Source organism: Bacillus sp. cl95 (genome assembly GCF_900115925.1).
In the GTDB taxonomy this organism is placed as follows: Bacteria; Bacillota; Bacilli; order Bacillales; family Cytobacillaceae; genus Neobacillus_A.
Map to the genome: position 1 here is coordinate 413129 of NZ_FOYF01000003.1, position 21687 is coordinate 434815.

General features: G+C 37.1%; 21 protein-coding genes and 1 pseudogene. 9 read left to right on the plus strand and 13 right to left on the minus strand.

Annotated elements, in window-relative coordinates:
- Window positions 1-10: 10 nt before the first annotated feature.
- From BMZ31_RS11055 to BMZ31_RS11070, 4 genes are all read right to left on the minus strand, one after another.
- Window positions 11-1006, minus strand: coding sequence for a zinc-binding dehydrogenase (locus BMZ31_RS11055; RefSeq protein WP_090831798.1), 996 nt, complete (start codon window positions 1004-1006; stop codon window positions 11-13).
- A gap of 112 nt (window positions 1007-1118) precedes the next feature.
- Window positions 1119-1730 carry an NAD(P)H:quinone oxidoreductase gene (gene wrbA, locus BMZ31_RS11060; protein ID WP_090831799.1) on the minus strand — a complete coding sequence of 204 codons (612 nt, stop codon included), beginning with the start codon at window positions 1728-1730 and terminating at the stop codon, window positions 1119-1121.
- Window positions 1731-2177: 447 nt separating this feature from the next.
- The gene (locus BMZ31_RS11065; RefSeq protein WP_254778748.1) at window positions 2178-2615 is read right to left on the minus strand and encodes a histidine phosphatase family protein; all 438 of its coding nucleotides are present in this window, start codon (window positions 2613-2615) and stop codon (window positions 2178-2180) included.
- A 260-nt stretch (window positions 2616-2875) separates the two neighbouring features.
- Window positions 2876-3409 (minus strand): P-loop nucleotide/nucleoside kinase family protein, encoded by a 534-nt coding sequence (locus BMZ31_RS11070; RefSeq protein WP_139205943.1) that lies wholly within the window; start codon window positions 3407-3409, stop codon window positions 2876-2878.
- Between the two features lie 372 nt (window positions 3410-3781).
- Between BMZ31_RS11070 and BMZ31_RS11075 the strand changes: the two genes are divergently transcribed.
- On the plus strand, window positions 3782-5086 hold the full coding sequence (locus BMZ31_RS11075; RefSeq protein WP_090831800.1) for a phytoene desaturase family protein: 1305 nt from the start codon (window positions 3782-3784) through the stop codon (window positions 5084-5086).
- Between the two features lie 21 nt (window positions 5087-5107).
- Window positions 5108-5707 (plus strand): TetR/AcrR family transcriptional regulator, encoded by a 600-nt coding sequence (locus BMZ31_RS11080; RefSeq protein ID WP_090831801.1) that lies wholly within the window; start codon window positions 5108-5110, stop codon window positions 5705-5707.
- 184 nt (window positions 5708-5891) lie between these two features.
- Here BMZ31_RS11080 and BMZ31_RS11085 read toward each other — a convergent pair whose 3' ends face one another.
- Both BMZ31_RS11085 and BMZ31_RS11090 read right to left on the minus strand, forming a co-directional pair.
- Window positions 5892-6302 carry a hypothetical protein gene (locus tag BMZ31_RS11085; RefSeq protein ID WP_090831802.1) on the minus strand — a complete coding sequence of 137 codons (411 nt, stop codon included), beginning with the start codon at window positions 6300-6302 and terminating at the stop codon, window positions 5892-5894.
- Window positions 6303-6461: 159 nt separating this feature from the next.
- The gene (locus BMZ31_RS11090) at window positions 6462-7418 is read right to left on the minus strand and encodes a LacI family DNA-binding transcriptional regulator (protein ID WP_090831803.1); all 957 of its coding nucleotides are present in this window, start codon (window positions 7416-7418) and stop codon (window positions 6462-6464) included.
- Between the two features lie 290 nt (window positions 7419-7708).
- On the opposite strand from BMZ31_RS11090, the gene BMZ31_RS11095 reads away from it, so the two are divergent.
- The 4 genes from BMZ31_RS11095 to BMZ31_RS11110 all read left to right on the plus strand — a co-directional run bounded on the left by BMZ31_RS11095 (window position 7709) and on the right by BMZ31_RS11110 (window position 13190).
- Complete coding sequence (locus BMZ31_RS11095; RefSeq protein ID WP_090831804.1) at window positions 7709-9022, plus strand: alkaline phosphatase family protein; 1314 nt, start codon at window positions 7709-7711, stop codon at window positions 9020-9022.
- Window positions 9023-9093: 71 nt separating this feature from the next.
- Window positions 9094-10350, plus strand: coding sequence for an MFS transporter (locus BMZ31_RS11100; protein ID WP_090831805.1), 1257 nt, complete (start codon window positions 9094-9096; stop codon window positions 10348-10350).
- Window positions 10351-10604: 254 nt separating this feature from the next.
- Window positions 10605-10817 (plus strand): hypothetical protein, encoded by a 213-nt coding sequence (locus BMZ31_RS11105; protein ID WP_090831806.1) that lies wholly within the window; start codon window positions 10605-10607, stop codon window positions 10815-10817.
- Between the two features lie 630 nt (window positions 10818-11447).
- The gene (locus BMZ31_RS11110; protein WP_090831807.1) at window positions 11448-13190 is read left to right on the plus strand and encodes an ABC transporter ATP-binding protein; all 1743 of its coding nucleotides are present in this window, start codon (window positions 11448-11450) and stop codon (window positions 13188-13190) included.
- 460 nt (window positions 13191-13650) lie between these two features.
- On the opposite strand, the gene BMZ31_RS11115 is transcribed toward BMZ31_RS11110, so the two are convergent.
- Entirely contained in the window at window positions 13651-14016 is a 366-nt protein-coding gene (locus BMZ31_RS11115; RefSeq protein WP_090831808.1) for a transcriptional activator HxlR, read from the minus strand.
- 209 nt (window positions 14017-14225) lie between these two features.
- Here BMZ31_RS11115 and BMZ31_RS20920 point away from each other — a divergent pair, with 209 nt between their 5' ends.
- Window positions 14226-14357: a hypothetical protein gene (locus BMZ31_RS20920; RefSeq protein WP_302846844.1), complete on the plus strand. Its 132-nt coding sequence runs from the start codon at window positions 14226-14228 to the stop codon at window positions 14355-14357.
- A 42-nt stretch (window positions 14358-14399) separates the two neighbouring features.
- On the opposite strand, the gene rpiA is transcribed toward BMZ31_RS20920, so the two are convergent.
- The 6 genes and pseudogenes from rpiA to BMZ31_RS20740 form a co-directional block, all read right to left on the minus strand.
- Window positions 14400-15068: a ribose-5-phosphate isomerase RpiA gene (gene rpiA, locus BMZ31_RS11120; RefSeq protein ID WP_090832012.1), complete on the minus strand. Its 669-nt coding sequence runs from the start codon at window positions 15066-15068 to the stop codon at window positions 14400-14402.
- 57 nt (window positions 15069-15125) lie between these two features.
- Window positions 15126-16133, minus strand: coding sequence for a DUF3231 family protein (locus tag BMZ31_RS11125; protein ID WP_090831809.1), 1008 nt, complete (start codon window positions 16131-16133; stop codon window positions 15126-15128).
- A 274-nt stretch (window positions 16134-16407) separates the two neighbouring features.
- Window positions 16408-16890 carry a hypothetical protein gene (locus tag BMZ31_RS11130; protein ID WP_090832013.1) on the minus strand — a complete coding sequence of 161 codons (483 nt, stop codon included), beginning with the start codon at window positions 16888-16890 and terminating at the stop codon, window positions 16408-16410.
- 125 nt (window positions 16891-17015) lie between these two features.
- A complete protein-coding gene (gnd, locus tag BMZ31_RS11135; protein ID WP_090831810.1) occupies window positions 17016-17909 on the minus strand; it encodes a phosphogluconate dehydrogenase (NAD(+)-dependent, decarboxylating) in 894 nt (297 codons plus the stop codon).
- Window positions 17910-17955: 46 nt separating this feature from the next.
- On the minus strand, window positions 17956-19413 hold the full coding sequence (gene zwf / locus BMZ31_RS11140) for a glucose-6-phosphate dehydrogenase (RefSeq protein WP_090831811.1): 1458 nt from the start codon (window positions 19411-19413) through the stop codon (window positions 17956-17958).
- 544 nt (window positions 19414-19957) lie between these two features.
- Window positions 19958-20101, minus strand: a pseudogene (locus BMZ31_RS20740) (YitT family protein); the annotation flags it as partial.
- A gap of 386 nt (window positions 20102-20487) precedes the next feature.
- Here BMZ31_RS20740 and hxlA point away from each other — a divergent pair.
- Window positions 20488-21120, plus strand: a complete 633-nt coding sequence (hxlA, locus tag BMZ31_RS11150) for a 3-hexulose-6-phosphate synthase (RefSeq protein WP_090831813.1) — start codon at window positions 20488-20490, stop codon at window positions 21118-21120.
- Between the two features lie 8 nt (window positions 21121-21128).
- Window positions 21129-21686, plus strand: coding sequence for a 6-phospho-3-hexuloisomerase (gene hxlB, locus BMZ31_RS11155; RefSeq protein WP_090831814.1), 558 nt, complete (start codon window positions 21129-21131; stop codon window positions 21684-21686).
- The last annotated feature ends 1 nt before the right edge of the window (window position 21687 follow it).

Sequence of the window (21687 nt, forward strand, 5' to 3'; positions counted from 1 at the left end):
TCCGGTAATCCTAATCTTCAATGTAAAATCCTATTTTACCTAATTGTTCTGCTTTGTTCATTTTTTCAAAAGCTGCTGCAAAATCTTCAATAGGATACATCTTATCTACAACAGGTCTAATTTGATGCTTTTCCATAAATACGACCATTTCTTTGTACTCTTCCCCGCTACCGAGGGTAGAGCCAAGGAGGTTAAGTTGACCATAGAAGAAAGCTCGAAGATTAATTTGTACATCATCCCCCGCTGACGCTCCAAAAGTGACAATCGTGCCGCCAGGTCGTACCTGTTCAAGTGATTTGTTGAATGTAGCAGCACCTACGGATTCAATGACGAGATCCATTTTTTCGCCATTAAGTGCTTCTGCCCAATCTTCATTGCTATCGAAGGCTTTATCAGCACCCATTTCAAGTGCACTTTCACATTTTTCTTTCGAACGAGAGGTCACATAAACAGTTGCTCCCTCGGCTTTCGCCATTTGAAGGATGAAAGTTGCCACACCACTGCCAATGCCAGGTACTAACACTTTCATGCCAGCTTGAACTTTTCCTCTAGTAATTAAAGCCCGATACGCGGTTAAAGCCGCCAAAGAAAGGACTCCTGCTTCTTCCCATGTTAAATATGTAGGTTTAGCCACAACATTGTCTGCAGGTACTACTACTTTTTCAGCAAACGTACCATGGAAAGGATGTCCTAAAATCTCAAAGCCTTGTGGTGGAGCATCGGTTTTTTCCTTCCAGCCAAGACCAGGATTAATCATGACTTCGTCCCCAACCGCAATATTCGTTACACCTTCTCCGACTTCATCCACTACGCCTGCTCCGTCCGATCCAATGATAAGTGAACCTTGATCTGGTGTATGTCGATTTAGTACAAATAGATCTCTATGATTCAGCCCTGCCGATTTAAGTTTTACTCTGACTTCACCAAAGCCAATTTTTTGCTCCTCAATCTCTCGAAAAACTAATCCCGATAATCCTGTTTGTCCTTCATGCACGACCGCCTTCATACCATCACTCCCCTAAAATATCTCTAGTATCTATGTTACTTCTATTTTTCGAATATTGAAATTAAAAAGCGTTAAAAAAACTGACCGAAGTTTTCCTCGGTCAGTTTGATAATTATTGATTCGCTTTTTTCACCATTTCCGCTATAGTTACCGTTCGCTTAGCTTGATGCTTAACTGCCGTTTGAACATCTTCAACCATTTTACCATTTTGGTCTACCGAAACACTCGTCCCATATGGATTTCCGCCAGCAGCAAATGTCACAGGATCGGTATAACCTGGGGCTGCAACAATAGCACCCCAATGATACATCGTTGTATATAGGGAAAGAATCGTTGCCTCCTGACCGCCGTGAGGATTTTGTGCGGAAGTCATCGCACTTACGACTTTGTTCACTAGTTTCCCGTTAAACCAGAGTCCTCCTGTTGTATCAAGAAAGCTTTTCATCTGGGCTGGCATGTTCCCAAAACGTGTCGGGACGCTAAAGACAATCGCATCGGCCCACTCCAAATCACCATGACTCACTTCCGGGACATCCTTCGTTTCTTGAAGATGATTTTTCCACGCCTCATTTGAATCTATGGCAGACTGTGGCGCTGTTTCTGGAACTTTTAGTACTTTCACCTCTGCTCCCGCAGCCTTAGCTCCTTCTTCTGCCCATTTTGCCAATTTGTAGTTGGTACCCGTAGAACTGTAGTACACGATTGCTAAATTAACATTTGTCATATATATCCCTCCTATTTACATGCTTTCCCAATAATGCGATAAGAAAACCCACTTTACAAAAGAAAGGGATAGATCACTCAACATTTTATGAGCGCTTCTATTTTCTCCTATTAGGCCTGAATATGAATTTTGGATACCATTTTGCCACTCTCTATATAAATACATTCATTATATGTCGTTTCGTATACTATATTAAGATACTCATCTTCGGATATAACAGAAATTCTGGATATTTAAAATTGCTTCAGCATATTTAAATCTTCCATTACTATTAAAAGATTATATTCACTTCTGAAAACTACATTCCTATTCTCCAAAATAGTGTTTATAATCAAGATTCAAGAGTCCACGCCCTATAAATCAAATCAATCATGACATGTCAGAATACTATTCAAAACTCCGTGAATTGCGGAACTTAAAAAAGTGCCTAACTAAAACCTTTCATTTTTAGTCTAAGTGAGATGTACTATTGGCAAATTTAATGATTTGATGGCCTTTATAATATTCCAAGAAATGAATTCCTGTATTATTTGTGTGGAACCATTTATTATTTTGGGTCGGTAATTGAAGGAAGCTTTCAATCATTTTAGTTATCATTCCCCCATGAGAAATTACTACAATTCTATTAAATGCATCACTATTTTGTTTTATAGTTGAAAGAACGGTTTCCCCGCGTAACCTAAACTCTAATTCACTTTCAGTTTCCTGTTGTTCTCTTAAATTATCCATGTATTTAACAGAACATCCGATCGTCTTTGATAAATTCTCAGCAGTTTCACTTGCTCTTCTTAATGTACTACTCCATATAACATCAGGTGGGAACTCTTTCAAAACTCTTTGTGACATTTTCTCTACTTGTTTCAGTCCCTTTGGAGTTAGGGACAAATCAGTGAACCACTGTAATTTTCCTCTAAAAAGTCATCTTCTGATTCTCCGTGACGAATCAATAATATTTGCATCTTTCTTCTCCGCCCCAATTTGAATCCATCATCTAACTTCATTAAATGCATCAGCATTTCCTTGAAATCTTACAGTTTAGAAGTTAAACATTCTTTCACATACTGCCTGCTACTTGTGTAAGAAAAGGAAACTATCGTTAATGCAGTAGCACAACCGTCTACATTATTTCAAAGTAAAATACTTCTTTATTGTTCGATCAAGATTTCCCCTTCACCTACTGGTACTTCGAAGCCATTCAAGAAGGAAGTTAGAATTTCATCTGTAATTGTAAAAGCCGCATTAGCATCAAACCGTTTGCTTCGTATTTTAAGTCTCTCGCGTAAATCATTTGGATGAACTTTCAAATAAATAAGTATCCACTCTCCGCCAGAGTATTCAATAAGCTGTTTATACTCCTGCCTTTTTGAACGCTGCCAAAAACTGAAGTCCACTACGACATTTTGTTTATTTTGAATTAAACTTACCAACTGATCACGCAATTTTGCTTCAGCATCTTCCTTGTATTTCTCATACATTTCCACTGAAAAATCAATGCCGTATCGTCCATTAGTAGTCCATATTTCTTCATCTATAGAAAGGCGCACAAACCCTTCCTTTTCTAACTGTTGAGCAAATGTAGTCTTTCCTGAACCTGCTACTCCACACATCATTACTACCATAGGAGTTAATTTTTTTCGTGTTTGATCAATCAGTTTGTCTAAAATGGATTTTTCATCCACTACTATTCCCCCTATTATTCTTATGATAGTGCAGTTGCATTATTGTCCAATTCCCTTATTTTCAATAAAAAATGCATGAATCCTTCCCGGACCCATGCATTTTTTGTTGGAAAAAGACAACATTTTTGTCTTCTAACAATTGAAAACATTCATTTGTGTAAAGGATTACTGTTCAAAGCTTGCTCTTATCTAGGTTTATTTCGGTATCAACTAATCTTCATTGTACTAATATATTCATATTATAAAATCGTCCAATTTATGCGATATTTTCGTTCCCCATATCTCAGCACCCAATTAGAATGTTGCCTATTGACTAAACTAACTAGTTAGTCTAAATTGGAAATAGGAAAAATAATCCATGAGGTGATTCTTATGAAAAAGGTCATTGTGGTTGGAGCTGGGTTAGGTGGTTTATTTACTGCCGGTTTGTTGGCAGGAAGAGGACATCAAGTAACCGTAGTTGAAAGATCTCCTATTTTAGGGGGGCGGTCACACGTATTAAAAAAGGACGGCTTTACCTTAAGTTATGGGGCTCATGCCATCTTGGCACCAAAAGCACATCCAGTAAGCAGCATTTTCAAAGAACTCAACATTCACTTAAAATATAACAAAATGAGTCTTTCGAAATTTAAGTTATTTAATAACGGCAAGGTCGTTTCGTCACCCTTAGGGCCAGCCTCACTGACTTCACCAGCTATTAATGGGGTGATAAATCATTTTGTATTTTTTAAGAAATTTATCCAAATGGTCAAGGCAAAGCCTATCTTCGACGAATATCTAACTGTTGAAAGTTGGATCAATCAAAATATCAAAGATCCCTCTGTTGCAAAGGTAATCAAGGCGTATGCTACTCTAAGTGTGTATGATGGAGCCCTGGATTGTTATTCTATGAATGCATTTGTCGAACTTGCAAACTGTGAATATTCAACATTGCAACCACTTGCTTATGCTAGCTATCAAGAATTATTGGAAAAATTAAAGGAACAAATCATGAAACATAATGGAACAATACATTTAGGTTGTAAGGTCCAGGATCTTGTAATAAATGAAGGAAAGATAGTCGGAGTTAAAACCAATGATCAAACATTAACCACAGATACAGTTATAATAAATTTGCCTCCTCACTTCTTAGAGAAAATTGTTAATTATGATCCACTCATAAATGAACTCTCCCCCATCCTGAAGCAAACACCACAATTTGTATATGTTTACGATTTAATGCTTTCTAAATCTTTAAGAAGAGATATCACCAACATCTTGGATTTGGACGATAATGTTTATATTAATGATTACACCTTAAATGTTCCTTCATCGGTTACAAATAACGGGCAATTGCTCTCCTGTTTAAAATTTCTAACCAAAGATGAGCAACAAGATGATCAACATGCGGAGAAGTCCAAAAAATCGATAGAAAGAATTCTTGATCATGCTTATCCAGGATGGAGAGAGCACATAGTAGGAACAAGAATAATCAATAGGGCTATGGTAAATGGGATCGCAAGGCATACCGGAAATCAATTCCTTCCCTTTAAAAGCAAGTGTGTAGAATCCCTCTTTTTTGTCGGAGACTCTACAGCTGGTCGTGGTGGATTGGCATTGCCATCATATGATAGTGCTTGGGCAGTTACTGAAATGATTAGTAAGAAAAATTCGAATATGCAAGTGAATCATATTTAATCAAAAGGAAGAGAAAAAGACATGACAGAAAACGTTACAGGTAAAGCGAAGATTTTGGAGTCTGCATTAGTCGAATTTGCTGATAAGAGTTATGACGGGGCGCGAGTCGACCGGATTGCAATCGAGGCAGGCGTAAATAAAGCACTTATCTATTACCATTTCAAAAGTAAAGAAGAACTTTACGTCGCATCGATCAACTATTTGTTTGCTAAAGCAGCACCTAAAGAAATGCAATTGCCCACATCATTAACAGTAAGGGAAAAAATGTTACTTTTGATCAGGCACTTCACAACTTTTCTTCATCATAACCCGCAATTTATCAAAATCATGGATCAAGCTGTTTATAAAAGCAATGCTATCTTTGACAAACTGTACGAACAAAACCTATTTTTTCAAATGAGTATGGCATTATACCTTGAAGGAGTAGCCAAGAAGGAAATCAGAGAAGTTGAAGAACCGGTCGATTATTTAGTTTCCCTTTTGGGTGCTTGTTACTTCTTCTATTCCCATCGAAGTGCCATATCTAAATTTTATGAAAGAGCATTGGACGAAAAAGAATTCCTTGAGATGCGTATTCGCACAGTGGAGGACATTGTAAGTCGTGTGTTTTTTCAAAATTAAGGGATTGGGAGCGGTTTTGCGTTTTACCAGTAACAAAACAAAAAAGAAAAGCTAAACCAAAAATCAGCCTCCTCTATTCTGGTGACTGATATTGGTTAGCTTTCTTTTATTCTGTTTCCCTTTACCTTTTGGAAATGGCCAAAAACTTAAAGGATAAAGCTTTCCTTTTCGCTTGAACTTAGTTTTAAACTTTATTGTTGATGCTTTTCTTTTTAGAATTTCCCCTCAGAAAGCCAATAATAAAAACGATCCAATGCAATGGTAGATAAGCGATCAACAGGAGTCCTAATCCATAGTCTTCCGAATCCTGTATCATTGGTATATTTAAAGTTGATATGATTGGTTGGATAAGTAGGAAATAAGTTATGCCATTGATAAAGGGAACATAAAAGAGATATCTCCATTTACCGATTTGAAATGTAGATACTAATTTAATGATGATCATAATATGAAAAACATTTATGACTATCATCCCTAAAGGTAAGACGTACATAAACAAATATTGATTATCCCCTAACAAATAGTATAAAGACAATGACGGTAGTATAAAAATGGCTGAAATAAGAATGATACTAACAGCTCGTAAGAAATTCATTTATTAACTCCCCCATTCTACTTATTTCCTTGTATTTAATGTCCTTCAAATATGATTCTTCATTCTTTTTTCCTGATGATTTCATAAAAAACGTTTTCAATACAAAAAAATTAGGTGAAATCAGTTGATTTCCCCCTACTTTTGAATTTGTCATCTCGTTTATACCGTGTTTCTTCTTATCACTTCATATGAAAGTTCTTTGTTCGTGTTTGTTTCCTCGTTAGTAGTACTGAACCTTAAAGCCATACGCCCCATTTCTTTTAACGGAAGAGAAATCGTTGAGATCCCAAGTGCTTCTGAAATAGGATGATTTTCAAAACCTAATATAGCTAAATAAGTCAAACCTGCTCTTTGCGCTTCTAAAAAGACACCGGCTGCGACCATGTCGTTTGTCACAATCAAGGCTGTCGGTTGAGAATCTAGCGATTGCATTTTTTCAATGACCTTCTTTCCATCTTCTAAAAAAAGGCATTCACCAAAAGTCCATTCCTCCGATACTTCTACGCCTACTTCCTTTAGTGCATCTTGATAGGCTTGTTTTCTTTTCGAACTGCTTGTGCCTTTATGCCTTCCTACACAATAGCCGATCTGACGGTGCCCGCTATCAATCAGAAGCTTCATTCCTTCCTGAAAAGCTTCGTAATGATTAATAAAAACCGATGAAAATCGCTCATCACCAATTTCTTCAAAAAGCACAATTTTACCATAAGCTAGATAGTCTTGAACCACTTCAAGATCGATGCTTCTAGAAGTAATAATCAGTGAATCTACTTGCTTTAGCTTCAGCATATCGAGTGCTTCCAGTTCTTTTTCCGCCGTGTAGTCGGTTTGAATGATCATCAGCTTTAATCCTGACTTCTGGGCTTCCTCAGCAATCCCCTCTAAAATGGTACTAAAATACGGATGATTGATATATGGAATCACGACACCAATGATGTCCGTTTTTCCTTTCGCCAGATGAACAGCATTGATATTGATCTGGTAATTAAGTTCTTCCATCGCTTTTAAAACCGCTTCCCGTTTATCTTCCCTCACATACGGGTGATCGTTCAAAACCCTTGATACTGTTGCAACGGACACATTTGCCAATCTCGCAATGTCACGGATATTACTCATAATTGCACTTCCTCATCGTAAATCGCTTGCTATGTAACGCGTTTCATACTTTATATTCTAAACAAACGTAAAGGAGTGGTAAACAATGATAGGATTTTTCTTATTGTTCTTGTTGTGTTCATGTGAATTACTAGGTGCTTCTCTCGCTTTGGAAAAACAAAACAACCAACTCGATAGCTTCGAGGACTTTTTCAAGTTGTAGGATTTCAACAACCTCCAGTTAAAAAAATTGTATAAAATTGTCTGATTTCTAATGTACAATAGTATCATACTAACTGGAGGTTATTTTCATGAAACGCCTGACTGACCATCTCATCGTCATTTCTTTCGATTGTTTATCTGCTTTAGATCTGCCTATATTGCAAGAACTGCCTCATTTTAAAAAATTCATGAAGAAAGCGGCTCTCGCCCCACAAGTCAAAAGCATTTATCCATCTGTCACCTACCCTTGTCATACATCCATTATTACTGGGAATTATCCTGTCCGTCACGGAGTCATCAATAACACACTCCTTCAGCCGGGTTGGTTATCGCCTGATTGGAATTGGCATAGACAAGCCATCAAGGGTACGACTGTTTATGACGAAGTAAAAAAAGCCGGAATGACAACGGCAGCCCTGTTATGGCCTGTTACAGCAAAAGCGAATATTGACTACAACATGCCTGAAATTTTCCCAAACCGCCCTTGGCAAAATCAAATACTCGTCTCGTTAATGAACGGAAGTCCTTTCTATCAAATCGATCTTAATCGACGATTCGGTAAGTTACGAAGAGGAATTATGCAACCGGAACTCGATGACTTCGTTCTTGAATCAACCGTACATACGATAAAAACAAAGAAACCAAATCTACTACTGGTCCATTTCACAGATTTAGATTCGATGCGTCACTATCATGGGTTTTCATCGACAGAAGCAACTGAAGCCCTTCATAGGCACGACCATCGTCTCGGACGGATCACGGAAGCCATCGAGGAGGCTGGAATCTCTGAGAATAGCACTTTAGTTTTGCTAGGTGACCATAGTGCTTTGGATGAAAATCACGCCCTACACATCAATGTCTTATTTCATCAACACGGCTTGATAACCGTAAATGAAAAAGGCAAATTAAAAGATTGGCAGGCCTACTGCAAAAGTTGTGATGGCTCCGCATATATTTATGTTAAAAACAAGAATGACAGTGATACGATCTTGAAAGTGAAGAACATCTTAGAAGAACTCCATTGCGATGAGAAAAATGGAATTGAGCGAATTCTGACGGGGGAACAGGCAGCGAGTAAAGGAGCTGATCCGGAATGTTCATTCATGATTGAAGCTCGCAAAGGCTATTACTTCTTAGAAGATTTCGAGGGTGATTACGTAAAAAAGATAACTCCTCAAGACATTAAATCTGATAAAAAATACACAATGGCTACACACGGTTATTCACCTGAAAAAGAAGATTATTCAACCATCTTTATGGCAGCTGGAAAAGGAATCCGCTCAAATGCAGTGATTAAAGGAATGCATCTCGTAGATGAGGGCCCTATCTTCGCCAAACTTCTTGGGGTCAGCCTTGGCGAAACCGATGGCAAGGTAATCGAGGATTTATTGGATTTGTCGTAAAATTCCTCCCTTTTCACCATTGTTTTTTCTCAAGCTAAGAAAGAGATATTCACAGAAAAGGAGATGAACAAATGAAAAAGCTTTCCCGACAAGAAAATGGCTGGGTGTTTTACGATTGGGCAAACTCTGCCTATACCCTCATCATCACGACCGCAATTTTCCCATTATATTTTAAAGCCGCAGCAACTGAGGCTGGCATCGCTGCTTCAACTTCAACGGCATACTGGGGTTACGCAAATTCCTTTGCTACTTTACTTATATCCCTATTTGCCCCAATCTTAGGCACCATTGGCGATTACCAAGGATTCAAAAAACGCTTTTTTACATTTTTTCTATCATTAGGACTCATTTTCACAGTGTTGCTGTCGATAATTCCGTCTCAGCAATGGCTGATTCTCTTAATCTGCTATATGGTCACCGTCGTCGGCTTCGCAGGGGCTAATATTTTTTATGATGCCTTCCTGGTCGATGTAACAAGTGAAGAACGGATGAACCGGATCTCTGCTCGTGGCTTTGCTATGGGATACATCGGAAGTACAATCCCTTTTATCATCTCAATCGCGCTTATCATTTTATCTCAAAAGGAAATTCTTCCGTTTACTGTCGGTGTCGCAAGTCAGTTAGCATTTGGAATCGTTGCTCTGTGGTGGGGCCTATTTACCATCCCAATGCTAAAAAATGTCGAACAGGTCTACTACGTGGAACGAGTTGCAAATCCCATCCAGCACAGCTTTAAACGAATGCTTAAGACATTGAAAAATATCAAAGCACATCGTGCCCTTTTCCTTTTCTTGCTCGCCTATTTCTTTTACATCGATGGCGTCGATACAATCATCACAATGTCAACAGCTTATGGATCAGATTTAGGAATTGATTCAACGAACTTATTAATTATCTTATTTGCAACACAGGTTGTCGCTGCACCATGTTCAATCCTATACGGAAAGCTTTCAGAAATCTACTCGGGGAAAAAGATGCTTCTCGTCGGAATCGGAGTTTATATTACGATTTGTATTTATGCCTTTTTCTTAGAAACGACGCTTGATTTCTGGATTCTAGCGATGATGGTCGCGTCCTCTCAAGGAGGAATTCAAGCATTAAGCCGTGCATACTTCGCAAGACTCGTTCCAAAAGAATCCGCAAATGAATTCTTTGGCTTTTATAATATCTTTTATAAATTCGCAGCAATTCTCGGACCTTTCCTTGTCGGGGTCACAGCGCACATCACCGGAAATACAAGCAGCGGTGTGTTCAGTTTAATCATACTATTTGTGATAGGTGGTGTGCTTCTTTGGAAAGTGCCGGAAAACACACCATCCTCTAACTAGATTCAAAGCCGTTCATCATTGATGGTGAACGGGTTTTTTTTACTTTCTTAACTTGTTTCACAGAAACAAAGTCCTATTCCTCCATTAAACTCAAAAGATTTTCAGAATCCATATTGGTTGTCCATGCAAATTCACCAACTTTGAATAAAATGCGATAGTAACACCTATAAAGAAGTGAATGGATATCCTACCCTATTCATAGGAGGGAATTAAATTGAAAAACCCAAGTTCAGGGCGTTGGGAAAACCAACCGAGTGGTAAGATCAGAGTTTGATAGAAATTGGAGAACAACTCTTTCCCAAAGTGGCTATGTCATTTATATAGCTAAATCAGATCACGCAGAAGTAGAAGTTTTACTCATAGATGGCTCTCGCAAACTACTAATATTCCATAAGGATGGAAAAGTAATCGTAGGTGGAAGCGGAGTAAGCCACTATAGCAAGCCGCATTTTGCCATAACACTTTAAAATGTATTGATTTCTAACATCATGGAAAAAAACGAAGTAGACAGTGCCGGGTGACTTTTTGCACTTTCTATGCCTAGAATTTAATCAATCAAAAAAACGAACCCGCTCCTTATTGGTGAAGAGCGGGTTTCTTGTGCTGGTTTATTGATTAGGTAAGAATCCAAAACTAAAACTTTCATGTAATGACTTATAGATCAACAAGCTAATTCTATTTTAATTATCAGGTTTGTTTGATACTAGTGTTTGGGGCCGAAAGACTTGAGTCAATCACTTTTTTGTTCTCACACTCCAAATGTGTAGAGTGTATGTGGCAACACTTGAGAGATGGTGGGGAGTTTATTTATTTATCCGTTTCTTTGGAAAGTCATTCTTCTTAAAATTATCGTCTATTCGTTTTAGGACAAGTTCCATATCCTCAACATGGCCATAGGAAAGAAGAATTATTTAAATATTCTGTACTTTATATATATCAATCCTTTATAATTTTCATATCAACGATCGAGGAGGAATTTTACATGAAAAAAATGATGAACAAAACCGTGCAAATATATAAGGGGGAAACACTTCTTAAATTGTAACGGTGTACCCCCTTATATGTGTTTATTTAAATAACACATAAAGGGGTATCTCATGGATTTTCCAGTCAAAAAATTTTTTTCATATTATAAGCCGTATCTTAAATTGTTTTTGTCCATTTTGACATGTGCCTTTTTGGTATCTGCATTGTCCTTGTTATTTCCGTTGCTCGTCCGGTATATTACGAAGGATGTACTGGAGGGGGACCTATTAACAGCATTAAATAAAGTTTATTGGATCGGCGGGCTAATGCTTGTCTTAACCGCAATCCAGAATCTCGCAAACTACTTTGTGGACTACAAGGGTCATGAATTGGGAGCGCGCATGGAAAGCGATCTGCGTAGCGACTTGTTTGAGCATATGCAAAAACTTTCGTTCAGCTTTTTCGACAAGGAAAAGACCGGACAGCTTATGTCTAGGATAACAAACGACCTACTTTTCCTTTCTGAGCTTTACCATCACGGGCCTGAAGATTACCTTAAATATCTCGTCCGGTTTATCGGAGCTTTTTTCATCTTGTTCTTTATTAACGCACAATTAACGATTGTCGTATTCTCCTTTTTGCCAATTCTGGGATTCTTTACTTTATATTTCAATAAGATTGAAAACAAGGCATTAATAAGAAACAAAGAAAGAATTGGAGACGTAAATGCCCAGGTTGAGGATAGTCTGGCTGGCATCCGGGTTGTTAAATCTTTTGCCAATGAGCAGGTAGAAATAGGGAAGTTCAACCGCGAAAATAGCCGTTTCCTTGAAAGTAGGATCAGCTTCTATAAGACAGAGGCTAACTTTTACAATGGATTACAAACGCTCATCCAGTTGATAACGATTGCGGTAATCATCTTCGGAAGCTCAAGCATCTTGAAAAATACATTGGATTTAGCAGATTTGATCACTTTTATGCTGTATATAAACTTTATGCTTGAACCAATTCAAAAAATGGCTCAAATGAGCACGCTATTCCAGGAAGGAATCACCGGCTTCCAACGCTTTACGGAAATAATGAATCTACAGCCCGCAATCGAAAACAAACCGAATGCAGTTACACTAAGGCAAGTCCGTGGCGAAATTGAGTTTAAGCATGTTCATTTCCGGTACGAAGACCATTTGAACCATGTCCTTGATAATATGTTACTGAAAATACAGCCAGGAGAGTATGTTGCCTTGGTTGGCCCGTCTGGTGCAGGAAAAACGACATTCTGCTCGCTCATCCCCCGCTTTTATGATGTGTCAGACGGCAAGGTAATGCTGGACGGAATCGATGTCCGTGATATCGACCTCTATTCATTAAGAAAGAACATAGGGATCGTTCAGCAGGATGTTTACCTATTTGCAGGAACGGTGATGGAAAATATCCGCTACGGAAATCCTGAAGCGAGTGATGAGGATATTATCGCTGCAGCCAAGTGTGCTAATGCACATGACTTTATCATGAAACTGTCAGACGGTTACCATTCCGAAATTGGCCAGCGAGGAGTCAGGCTGTCGGGCGGACAAAAGCAGCGTCTTAGCATCGCCCGCGTTTTCCTTAAGAATCCTCCAATTCTTATTCTAGATGAAGCAACGAGTGCACTGGATAACGAGAGTGAAAGTATCATCAAGGAATCAATGGAAATGCTTGCAAAGGGGCGTACAACCATCGCCATAGCCCATCGCCTTTCCACAATCCGGAATGCACAGAGGATCATTGTATTGACGGAGGAAGGTATTGTGGAGGAAGGAACACACGATGCGTTACTTACTAATGATGGAGCCTATTCACACCTCTATTCCAAACAATTTGAATTAACATTGTAAAATCTTCTTTTTAAAAAAATCGGCTCCCTTTAAAAAACGGCCGATTTTTGCTTGTGAAGGCAACTCCCAGAAGGGGCAGTTGCCTTCTTTTAATACAAGTTTAGTGACTGCTTCCACGTGGGTTGGATGGTGATCGCAGTTAGAATGGTGTAGTGGTGTTTACCTAATTAAAAGATTCTAGAATTTTTCCGAATCATTACCATAGATGCTTATAGAGCGAAATAATTCTTTTCTTTAATATTTAACCATCTATTTGGTTTACAATAAGGATGAGTTGGTTCAGTTAGTTTTCCAAACCCATCGCGAAAAGGTATGGTTAGCGGCTTGGGGAAAAATGAAAATAAAAGTTAATTATCAGCTTTATTTTGAGGCATTACAAAATACTAAAAATAATTATTAAATTATCATGAAAAGAGGTTGCCCCCTTGGCCGGAGTCAACCTTAAATCACCAGTTAAAATTTACCTAATCGACTCTTGTCGTACTAAAGGATTCAACCCAGCAGTTTCCATATAATCTTTCCCCCAGTTATACATTGCATCGAGAATCGGCATCAAGCTTCTTCCTTGTTCAGTAAGGGAGTATTCTACTTTTGGAGGAACCACGGGATAGACTTCGCGGTTTACAATCAAGTCTTCTTCCAGTTCTCGCAATTGATTAACTAGCATTCTTTGCGTGATCCCTGGTATAAGAGCTTTCAGTTCACCAAATCGCTTCGTTCCCTCTTTTCCTAAATGCCATAGTATAAGCATCTTCCATTTACCACCGATAACGGAAAGAGTTAATTCTTTTTCACAATTAAACATCTTATCCTGCATTCGTGACATTTCACTTCACCTCCAAATTTATTATAACCCACAGTATACTTTTTTCACTATATAAAATAAAAGTATGTACTTGTAATATTATTCCATACATATTTATTAGCAATGAATATATAATTCTATTGTGTTGTTCAAGAAAGAAGTTAAAGAATGATGGAACAATTTAAAGCATTGATGGTTGATTACGGCCATAGGAATTTTTTTGGAATCGAATGGAAACCGATTTAAAACCTTCTACTCTTTCTGAAACTGTGAATAAAGAAATTACACTTGAAGATTTACCTGAAACCTTACCTACTATTTCAAAAGGACAAGCAAGAGGTAGAATCATAGTAAAGATTTAATAAAACAATAGAGAGGGACCCAAAGTCTCTCTCTAAAGATAATTACTTTCTTAACATGACAACATTTTTTTCTGGATCCAGAGTGATAACTAAGTCAGTCATTCCAACAAACAACCCATTTTCAACTACTCCCGGTATCATGTTAAGCATTCGTTCTAACATTTCAGGCTGAACTTGCTCAGGAATTTGGCAGTCAAAAATATAGTTCCCATTATCAGTAATAAACGGAGTTTCACCGTTTAATCGAATTTCCGGGACTAAACCAATGGCTCTAATATGTTTTTCTGTCATTTCATAACCGAACGTAATAACTTCTACAGGCAATCGAAACGCACCTAATTTCTCTACCCTTTTAGATGAATCTGCTACAACAATAAATGTTTTAGCTCCTCTCGCTATGATTTTCTCTCTTAAAAGTGCGCCGCCACCACCTTTGATTAGTTCTAATTCTGAATTGACTTCATCTGCTCCATCAATAGCAATATCTATACTTTCTATTTCACTAAAGCTTGTAAGTGGAATGCCTAATTCTTTAGCCAATTCTTCCGTTTGAACAGAAGTTGGAATACCTTTAATGGAAAGGCCTTCCTTCACTAGCTGACCAAGCTTTTGTATGGTATAAAAAACTGTCGAACCCGTACCAAGCCCTACAACCATGCCATCTTTAACAAACTCTGCTGCTTTTTCACCGACTATTTTTTTATCAACCATTTTGACACCCATCATAACTAGGTCCTTTCTTTTTCATAAAGCATAATTATCATTGATCTAATTCTTTGCCAAACTTTCATGATCAGTGGCAGAGGGAGGTTGTTCCATCCATCCCTTTTCTATTAATAGATTTATACCATCTTCAGCAATTAAGGCAATTTCGCTATTCATTCGTGCGTAATCTGCCGTTAAGTCTCTTCTTTGTCCCATTGATAATGCCTCACTATAATAAGCAATTGCTGCAGAAAGCAGTGTCGCTATATGAAATAGCATAAGTTTATCTGAAAAGGGTGGAACTGTTGAATCTGTTACTTCTGTTTCAAATAACTTTGGAACATGAAGATTCTCCTCTTTTAACATTGAACTTAGAATATCAAAGTGTTTAATACAAAGCTTACGAGCACGTTCCATATAATCTCGTACTTCTTTAGATTGACAAACTTGACTGAATCCTAACTCCAATACCATTTTCACCATTGTTTTCTGCATATTAAGATGCACACCACTGATTTCAATTGCGTTAATAGGTCTACGTTTCCCAAACCAACCAGTTAAATAATTTTGCTTCCTAACAAAATCAATCTTTTGTTGATTGTTTAAAGTAGGAGGTTTGTTAATAATTCCCTTATTTAAGGAAACACTAGTTACCCTATCATATAGTTCCAATGATTGCGAAGTACATTCAATAAAGTATTTTCTAACATCCTCTCGTATACAAACACTTGTGGCACCAGCATATCTCGTCAAACCGTGAATTGTCATAATATGTAAATAAACAATCTTAAATGTATCAGTAAATAAACTAGGAGCGTCTACTGTGACATCTTCGTCTGTAAAGCCTATTGGAATTGGAAGATTTTCTAAGGATAAGAATTGCTTCGTTTTTTCTAAATGAGTTTCTGATAATTCTAAGGCAAATTCCAGTAAATCGCGAATATCTTCATCCTTTACATCATGTAACAAATAGCGAAGAATACATCGTGACAAACTGTCATTAACATATTGTGACCAAATGACAGCATATTCTGATGCATTAATTTTAGTATGGTGATTAACTTGTTCCATTTTATCATCCCTCCTAGCTATTACAGATTAGAATAGCCATTTACATCAATTTTATTTGTTAAATGTTCCTGGCAAGATAAATATATTATCGTTTTCTTACTCATGTTTATTAGGGAATCTTATATGATTGGAAAAGTTAAACAAATTTTCTTGATTGGAAGATGCATTACAGAAATAGAAGCAAAAGTTAAATAGGGAATTCATACCATTTGGGATTCCCTATTTAACTTTTCTAAAAAACATACTCCAAATAAATTTTCTATCATTTTAATGGTTAATGAGATCTCTCAACACGAGCACTTAAAATGTCTTCTGTTGTGATTTCAAGTAATTTCTCCAGGAACCTTATTTTTCCTATTATATTTTCCTCAGTTTTGACGTTTTCCATTTTCTTTTCAGCTATCAAATCATTAAGAACTTTTCTGAAAGCATTGCTTTTTATTAGCCACTCTCCAATCAGTTCCTTTGTTGCGGATCTTTCAAATTCATTTTTCACAGCAAATAAACTTTCTCCTTTTGTTTCTATTATAGTAATAGCATTTAAATCAGAATTCATTCGCATCTTAAAATATCTTTTTTCACTATTATAATAATTTTCATTTCTTAACCGAAAATACTCTACACCTATAGTGATTTCGTAAAAAGAAGCTGTCTCTGTAATATATTGAATGTCTTTCACTTCAACGTTTTTCAATAGATCTAGATAAGTTTCTATACCATACTGAGTATTTATCATTTTTGCATCTAATACATTCATGAACTTCACATCCTTTTCAACCATCATATTCATTGTTTTCATTACCATTTCACAAATAATGAGCTATTTTTCTTCACCTATTTTTATTGACTCTTTTTCTATTAAATGTGACAGTTGTAATTCTATTAGTTTTTTTCAACAACATGTCCACCAAACTCGTATCTTAATGCAGCTACCACTTTACCTGTAAAAGTATCGCTGTCTAATGAACGGTAACGCATCAAAAGAGACATTGCGATAACAGGAGTGGCTGCTTGTAAATCTAAAGCTGTTTCAACTGTCCATTTCCCTTCACCAGAAGAGTGCATAATCCCTTTAATTTCATCTAGCTTTGCATCTTTTGAAAATGCACGTTCAGTCAACTCCATGAGCCATGAACGAATAACTGAGCCGTTATTCCACACTCTAGCCACTTTTTCGTAGTCAAAATCGAACTTGCTTTTTTCTAATACCTCGAATCCTTCACCAATCGCTGCCATCATACCGTATTCAATTCCATTGTGAACCATTTTTAAGAAATGACCGCTCCCTGCTATACCAGCATAGATAAATCCGTTTTCGACAGCTGTATCCTTGAAAATAGGTTCCACAATGCTCCAGGCTTCAGGGTCTCCACCAATCATATAAAATGCTCCATTACGAGCACCTTCCATTCCACCAGAAGTACCGGCATCCATAAAGTGAATTCCTACTTCCTTTAGCTGGTTATATCGGCGAATGGATTCCTTATAGTGAGAATTCCCAGCTTCAATTACGATATCTCCAGTGCCTAATAATGGTGTCATTTCATCAATTACTGAATCTACCACAGCATGCGGAACCATAATCCATACAACTCTTGGTTTTTCTAATGATTCAACAAGTTCTTTTAAATCAGATGTACCTTGAGCACCGTATTTCTTCATTTCTTCAACGGCACTTCCGTTTACATCGAAAGCTACTACTTCGTGCTTGTTATCAATTAAATTTTGACCTAAGTTTAATCCCATTTTTCCTAATCCAATTAATCCAACTTTCATGTTCATTTCCTCCTTAATAATCTACAAATATTCTCATCTTTTATTACTACCACCATTTATATCCTTCCTCCGCCAATAATTGATGGGAAGCATCTGGTCCCATTGACCCTGATGGATATAATTGAAGGGGAATTGTATTTTCCTCAAAAGCCTCTAAGATAGGCTGTACCCATTTCCAAGACAACTCCACTTCTTTCCAATGTGCAAAGAACGTTGAGTCGCCACGCATTGCGTCGTAAATTAAAAGCTCATACGCTTCAGGAACATCTGCTTGCTTAGCAGAAAAATCAACATTGACTGGTTCGATTTTCCCATTGTTTAATGGGTTTTTACTATTTAATTGTAATGAAACACTTTCGTTTGGATTGATTTCAATCACTAAAAGATTTGGCGCAGTTTCTTCTTCTTGAGTCCTATACAAATCCTTTAAAGTATTTTTGAATTCAATCACAATTCGGGTGGATTTCTCTGTCATTCTTTTTCCTGTACGGATATAGAAAGGAACCCCATTCCAAAAATCATTATCCACACATAGACGGGCAGCCACAAATGTGTCGTTTAAAGAAGAAGGCGCAACTTCAGGTTCTCCTGTATACCCAACAACTGGTTTACCTTGGATTTCACCAGGACCATATTGACCTCGAATCACATGATTCACCACATCCTCTTTCTTTAATGGACGAAGTGATTCTATTACTTTTCTCTTTTCATTGCGGATCTCTTCTGCACTAATTTGTTTTGGCAGTTGCATTGCTGTCATCATCAACATTTGCAGCATATGATTTTGAAACATGTCGCGAATAGCCCCAGCTTGATCATAATAACCAGCTCTCTCTTCAACCCCAACTGTTTCGCTTGCAGTAATTTGCACATTTGCAATGTATTGGTTGTTCCATAATGCTTGAAGCACTGGATTTGCAAACCCTAACGCTTCCAGGTTTTGTACCATCGGCTTTCCAAGATAGTGGTCGATGCGAAAAATTTCTTCTTCATCAAAAGCTTTACTTAGTTTATCGTTTAATTCTTGAGCTGATTTTAAGTCATGTCCAAACGGTTTTTCGATAATTAGACGTTTCCAACCTATAGTAGAACCTAGACCACTCTCTTTAATGTTGTAAGCAATCACATTAAAAAACTCTGGAGCAACAGATAGGTAGAACATACGATTTTCTGGAATATTCAATTCTTCTTCACGTTTTTTAACGAGTTCAAGTAATCCTTTATATCCTTCAGCCTTGATAGCATCTACATGGCTATACCGAAAGGCACGGATAAACATTTCAAGGTTTGAATCGTCATTTAGTAATCGTCTAGAAAATGTTTTTAAGGAATCTTTCACATGGTTTTGGAAATCAGTATCTGATAAATCTCCTCTGCCCACCCCAATAATTGAGATGGGCAGAGGTGATTTTTGATCCAAAAATAAATTATATAGAGCCGGGAAGATTTTTCTTTTTGCTAAGTCCCCTGTCGCCCCAAATAAGACAAATGTCATTGCCTCCATTTTACATACCTCCAAAAATAAAAATTTCACTTATGCATTTATTAAAAAACTGCTTCACTCTTGATAGCCAACCCCTGGCTTAGCCATATTTTTATTTGAACCTGATTGGACCGTAATAATGATGTCCCTAAAATGCGAATGACCACATTTTGGACAATAAGCATTATTCGATGTGAAGGTTAGGCATCTTGAACAAACTTTGTAATGCTTTGCATGTAACCCGAACATACTATCACCCTTTCAATGTAGTAAACTGAATGCGGAAGATCAGATGACTGATCAATAACCACAGTATTTCGTGAATCCAATCTTGCAACAAGATGTAAGTATAAAACCTATATTTTTTAAATGGAAGTACGCACTTTTTATTTAAATAGTGATAAAAAAATAACATAATAACAAAATGTATACTAAAGGAAATAAACTCATCGATTTTTGTGTTAAACAAATTAAAAAGCCAGGATGAGCATCCTCTCCCTGGCCACAAAAAAATATGTATAAATTTGTTGAGAACATTATTCTTTATGTGTTGAAGCTTTTGGCGTAAGCCCCACATGGCATTTGCCATAATTGATAAGGCAGTTACCCCATCATCTACCAGCCCATTTGGCACTAATATCATTTCTAATACCATTGCTACAATAGCCGCTCCTACTGTTAAAAGAATATAGTTAAAAAATTTATTCATTCAATCCCCCAGCTAGAAATGTCTTTATTAATAAGAGATTTTTATAAACAACATCTACAATGACAATTTGGGCAATTATCAAGCAACTTATACAGAAAATAGGTCATGCGAAATGGTGCATTGTTTCTTTTAAAGTTAATAGTAAGACTATATAAGCGGTTTGTCTCATAGTATACTTTTTATCACTATGTAAAATAAAAGTGCGTACTTTTATTGTTATTATATACGTTGTATACTTGCAATTGTTCAGCGAGAGAACATGATATCCTTTATTGCTGGCAGGTACAGAAAATGCACTATAAGGATAATATTACTGTAAAAGTATTATTACCCTTTGTAGATATTATCACTGTACAACAATAAAAAAATTATAGGAGTGAATACAGATGGAATTACAATTAGCATTAGATTTAGTAAATATCCCAGAAGCAATTGAGCTGGTAAAAGAAGTAGAGGAACATATTGATATCGTTGAAATCGGTACACCGGTTGTAATTAACGAAGGTCTTCATGCTGTAAAAGCAGTTAAAAAAGCATTTCCTAACTTAAAGGTATTAGCAGACCTAAAAATCATGGATGCAGCTGGTTATGAAGTAATGAAAGCTTCTGAAGCAGGTGCTGATATCGTCACAATTCTTGGAACTGCTGAAGATATGTCTATTAAAGGTGCTGTTGAAGAAGCGAAAAAACAAGGTAAAAAAATCCTTGTTGATATGATTGCTGTAAAAGATCTTGCTGGACGTGCAAAAGAAGTGGACGCTATGGGTGTTGATTATATTTGTGTGCACACTGGCTACGATCTTCAAGCTGTTGGAAAGAACTCATTTGAAGATTTACAAACTATCAAAAGTGTTGTAAAAAATGCTAAAACTGCAATCGCAGGCGGTATTAAATTAGAAACACTTCCAGAAGTCATCAAAGTACAACCAGACCTTGTCATTGTAGGTGGCGGGATAACTGGACAAGCTGATAAAAAAGCTGCTGCTGCCAAAATGCAACAAATGATTAATCAAGGGTAATTCAGATCATGAATACAACTCAATACCTAGCTGATATCATAAAAGAGTTAAATCGCTCTGTAGATTTAATTTCGAATGATGAAGCTGAAAAATTAGTAAATGGGATTCTTGAATCAAAAAAAATCTTTGTTGCAGGCGCAGGTAGATCTGGATTTATGGCCAAATCATTCGCCATGCGAATGATGCACATGGGGATTGATGCCTATGTGATTGGCGAAACAGTAGCCCCTAACTTTGAAAAAGATGACATCTTAATCATTGGATCAGGTTCAGGAGAAACAAAAGGTTTAGTTTCCATGGCTGAGAAAGCAAAAAGCATCGGTGGGACGATTGCAGCTGTAACCATTTTCCCTGAGTCCACTATTGGACAATTAGCAGATATCACAATTAAGTTGCCTGGCTCACCTAAAGATCAGTCGGCGAATGATTTTAAGACGATTCAACCAATGGGCTCATTATTTGAGCAAACACTTTTACTATTTTACGACGCTGTGATTCTTCGGTTCATGGAGAAAAAAGGTTTGGATACCAATAAGATGTACGGTAGACACGCCAATTTAGAATAAA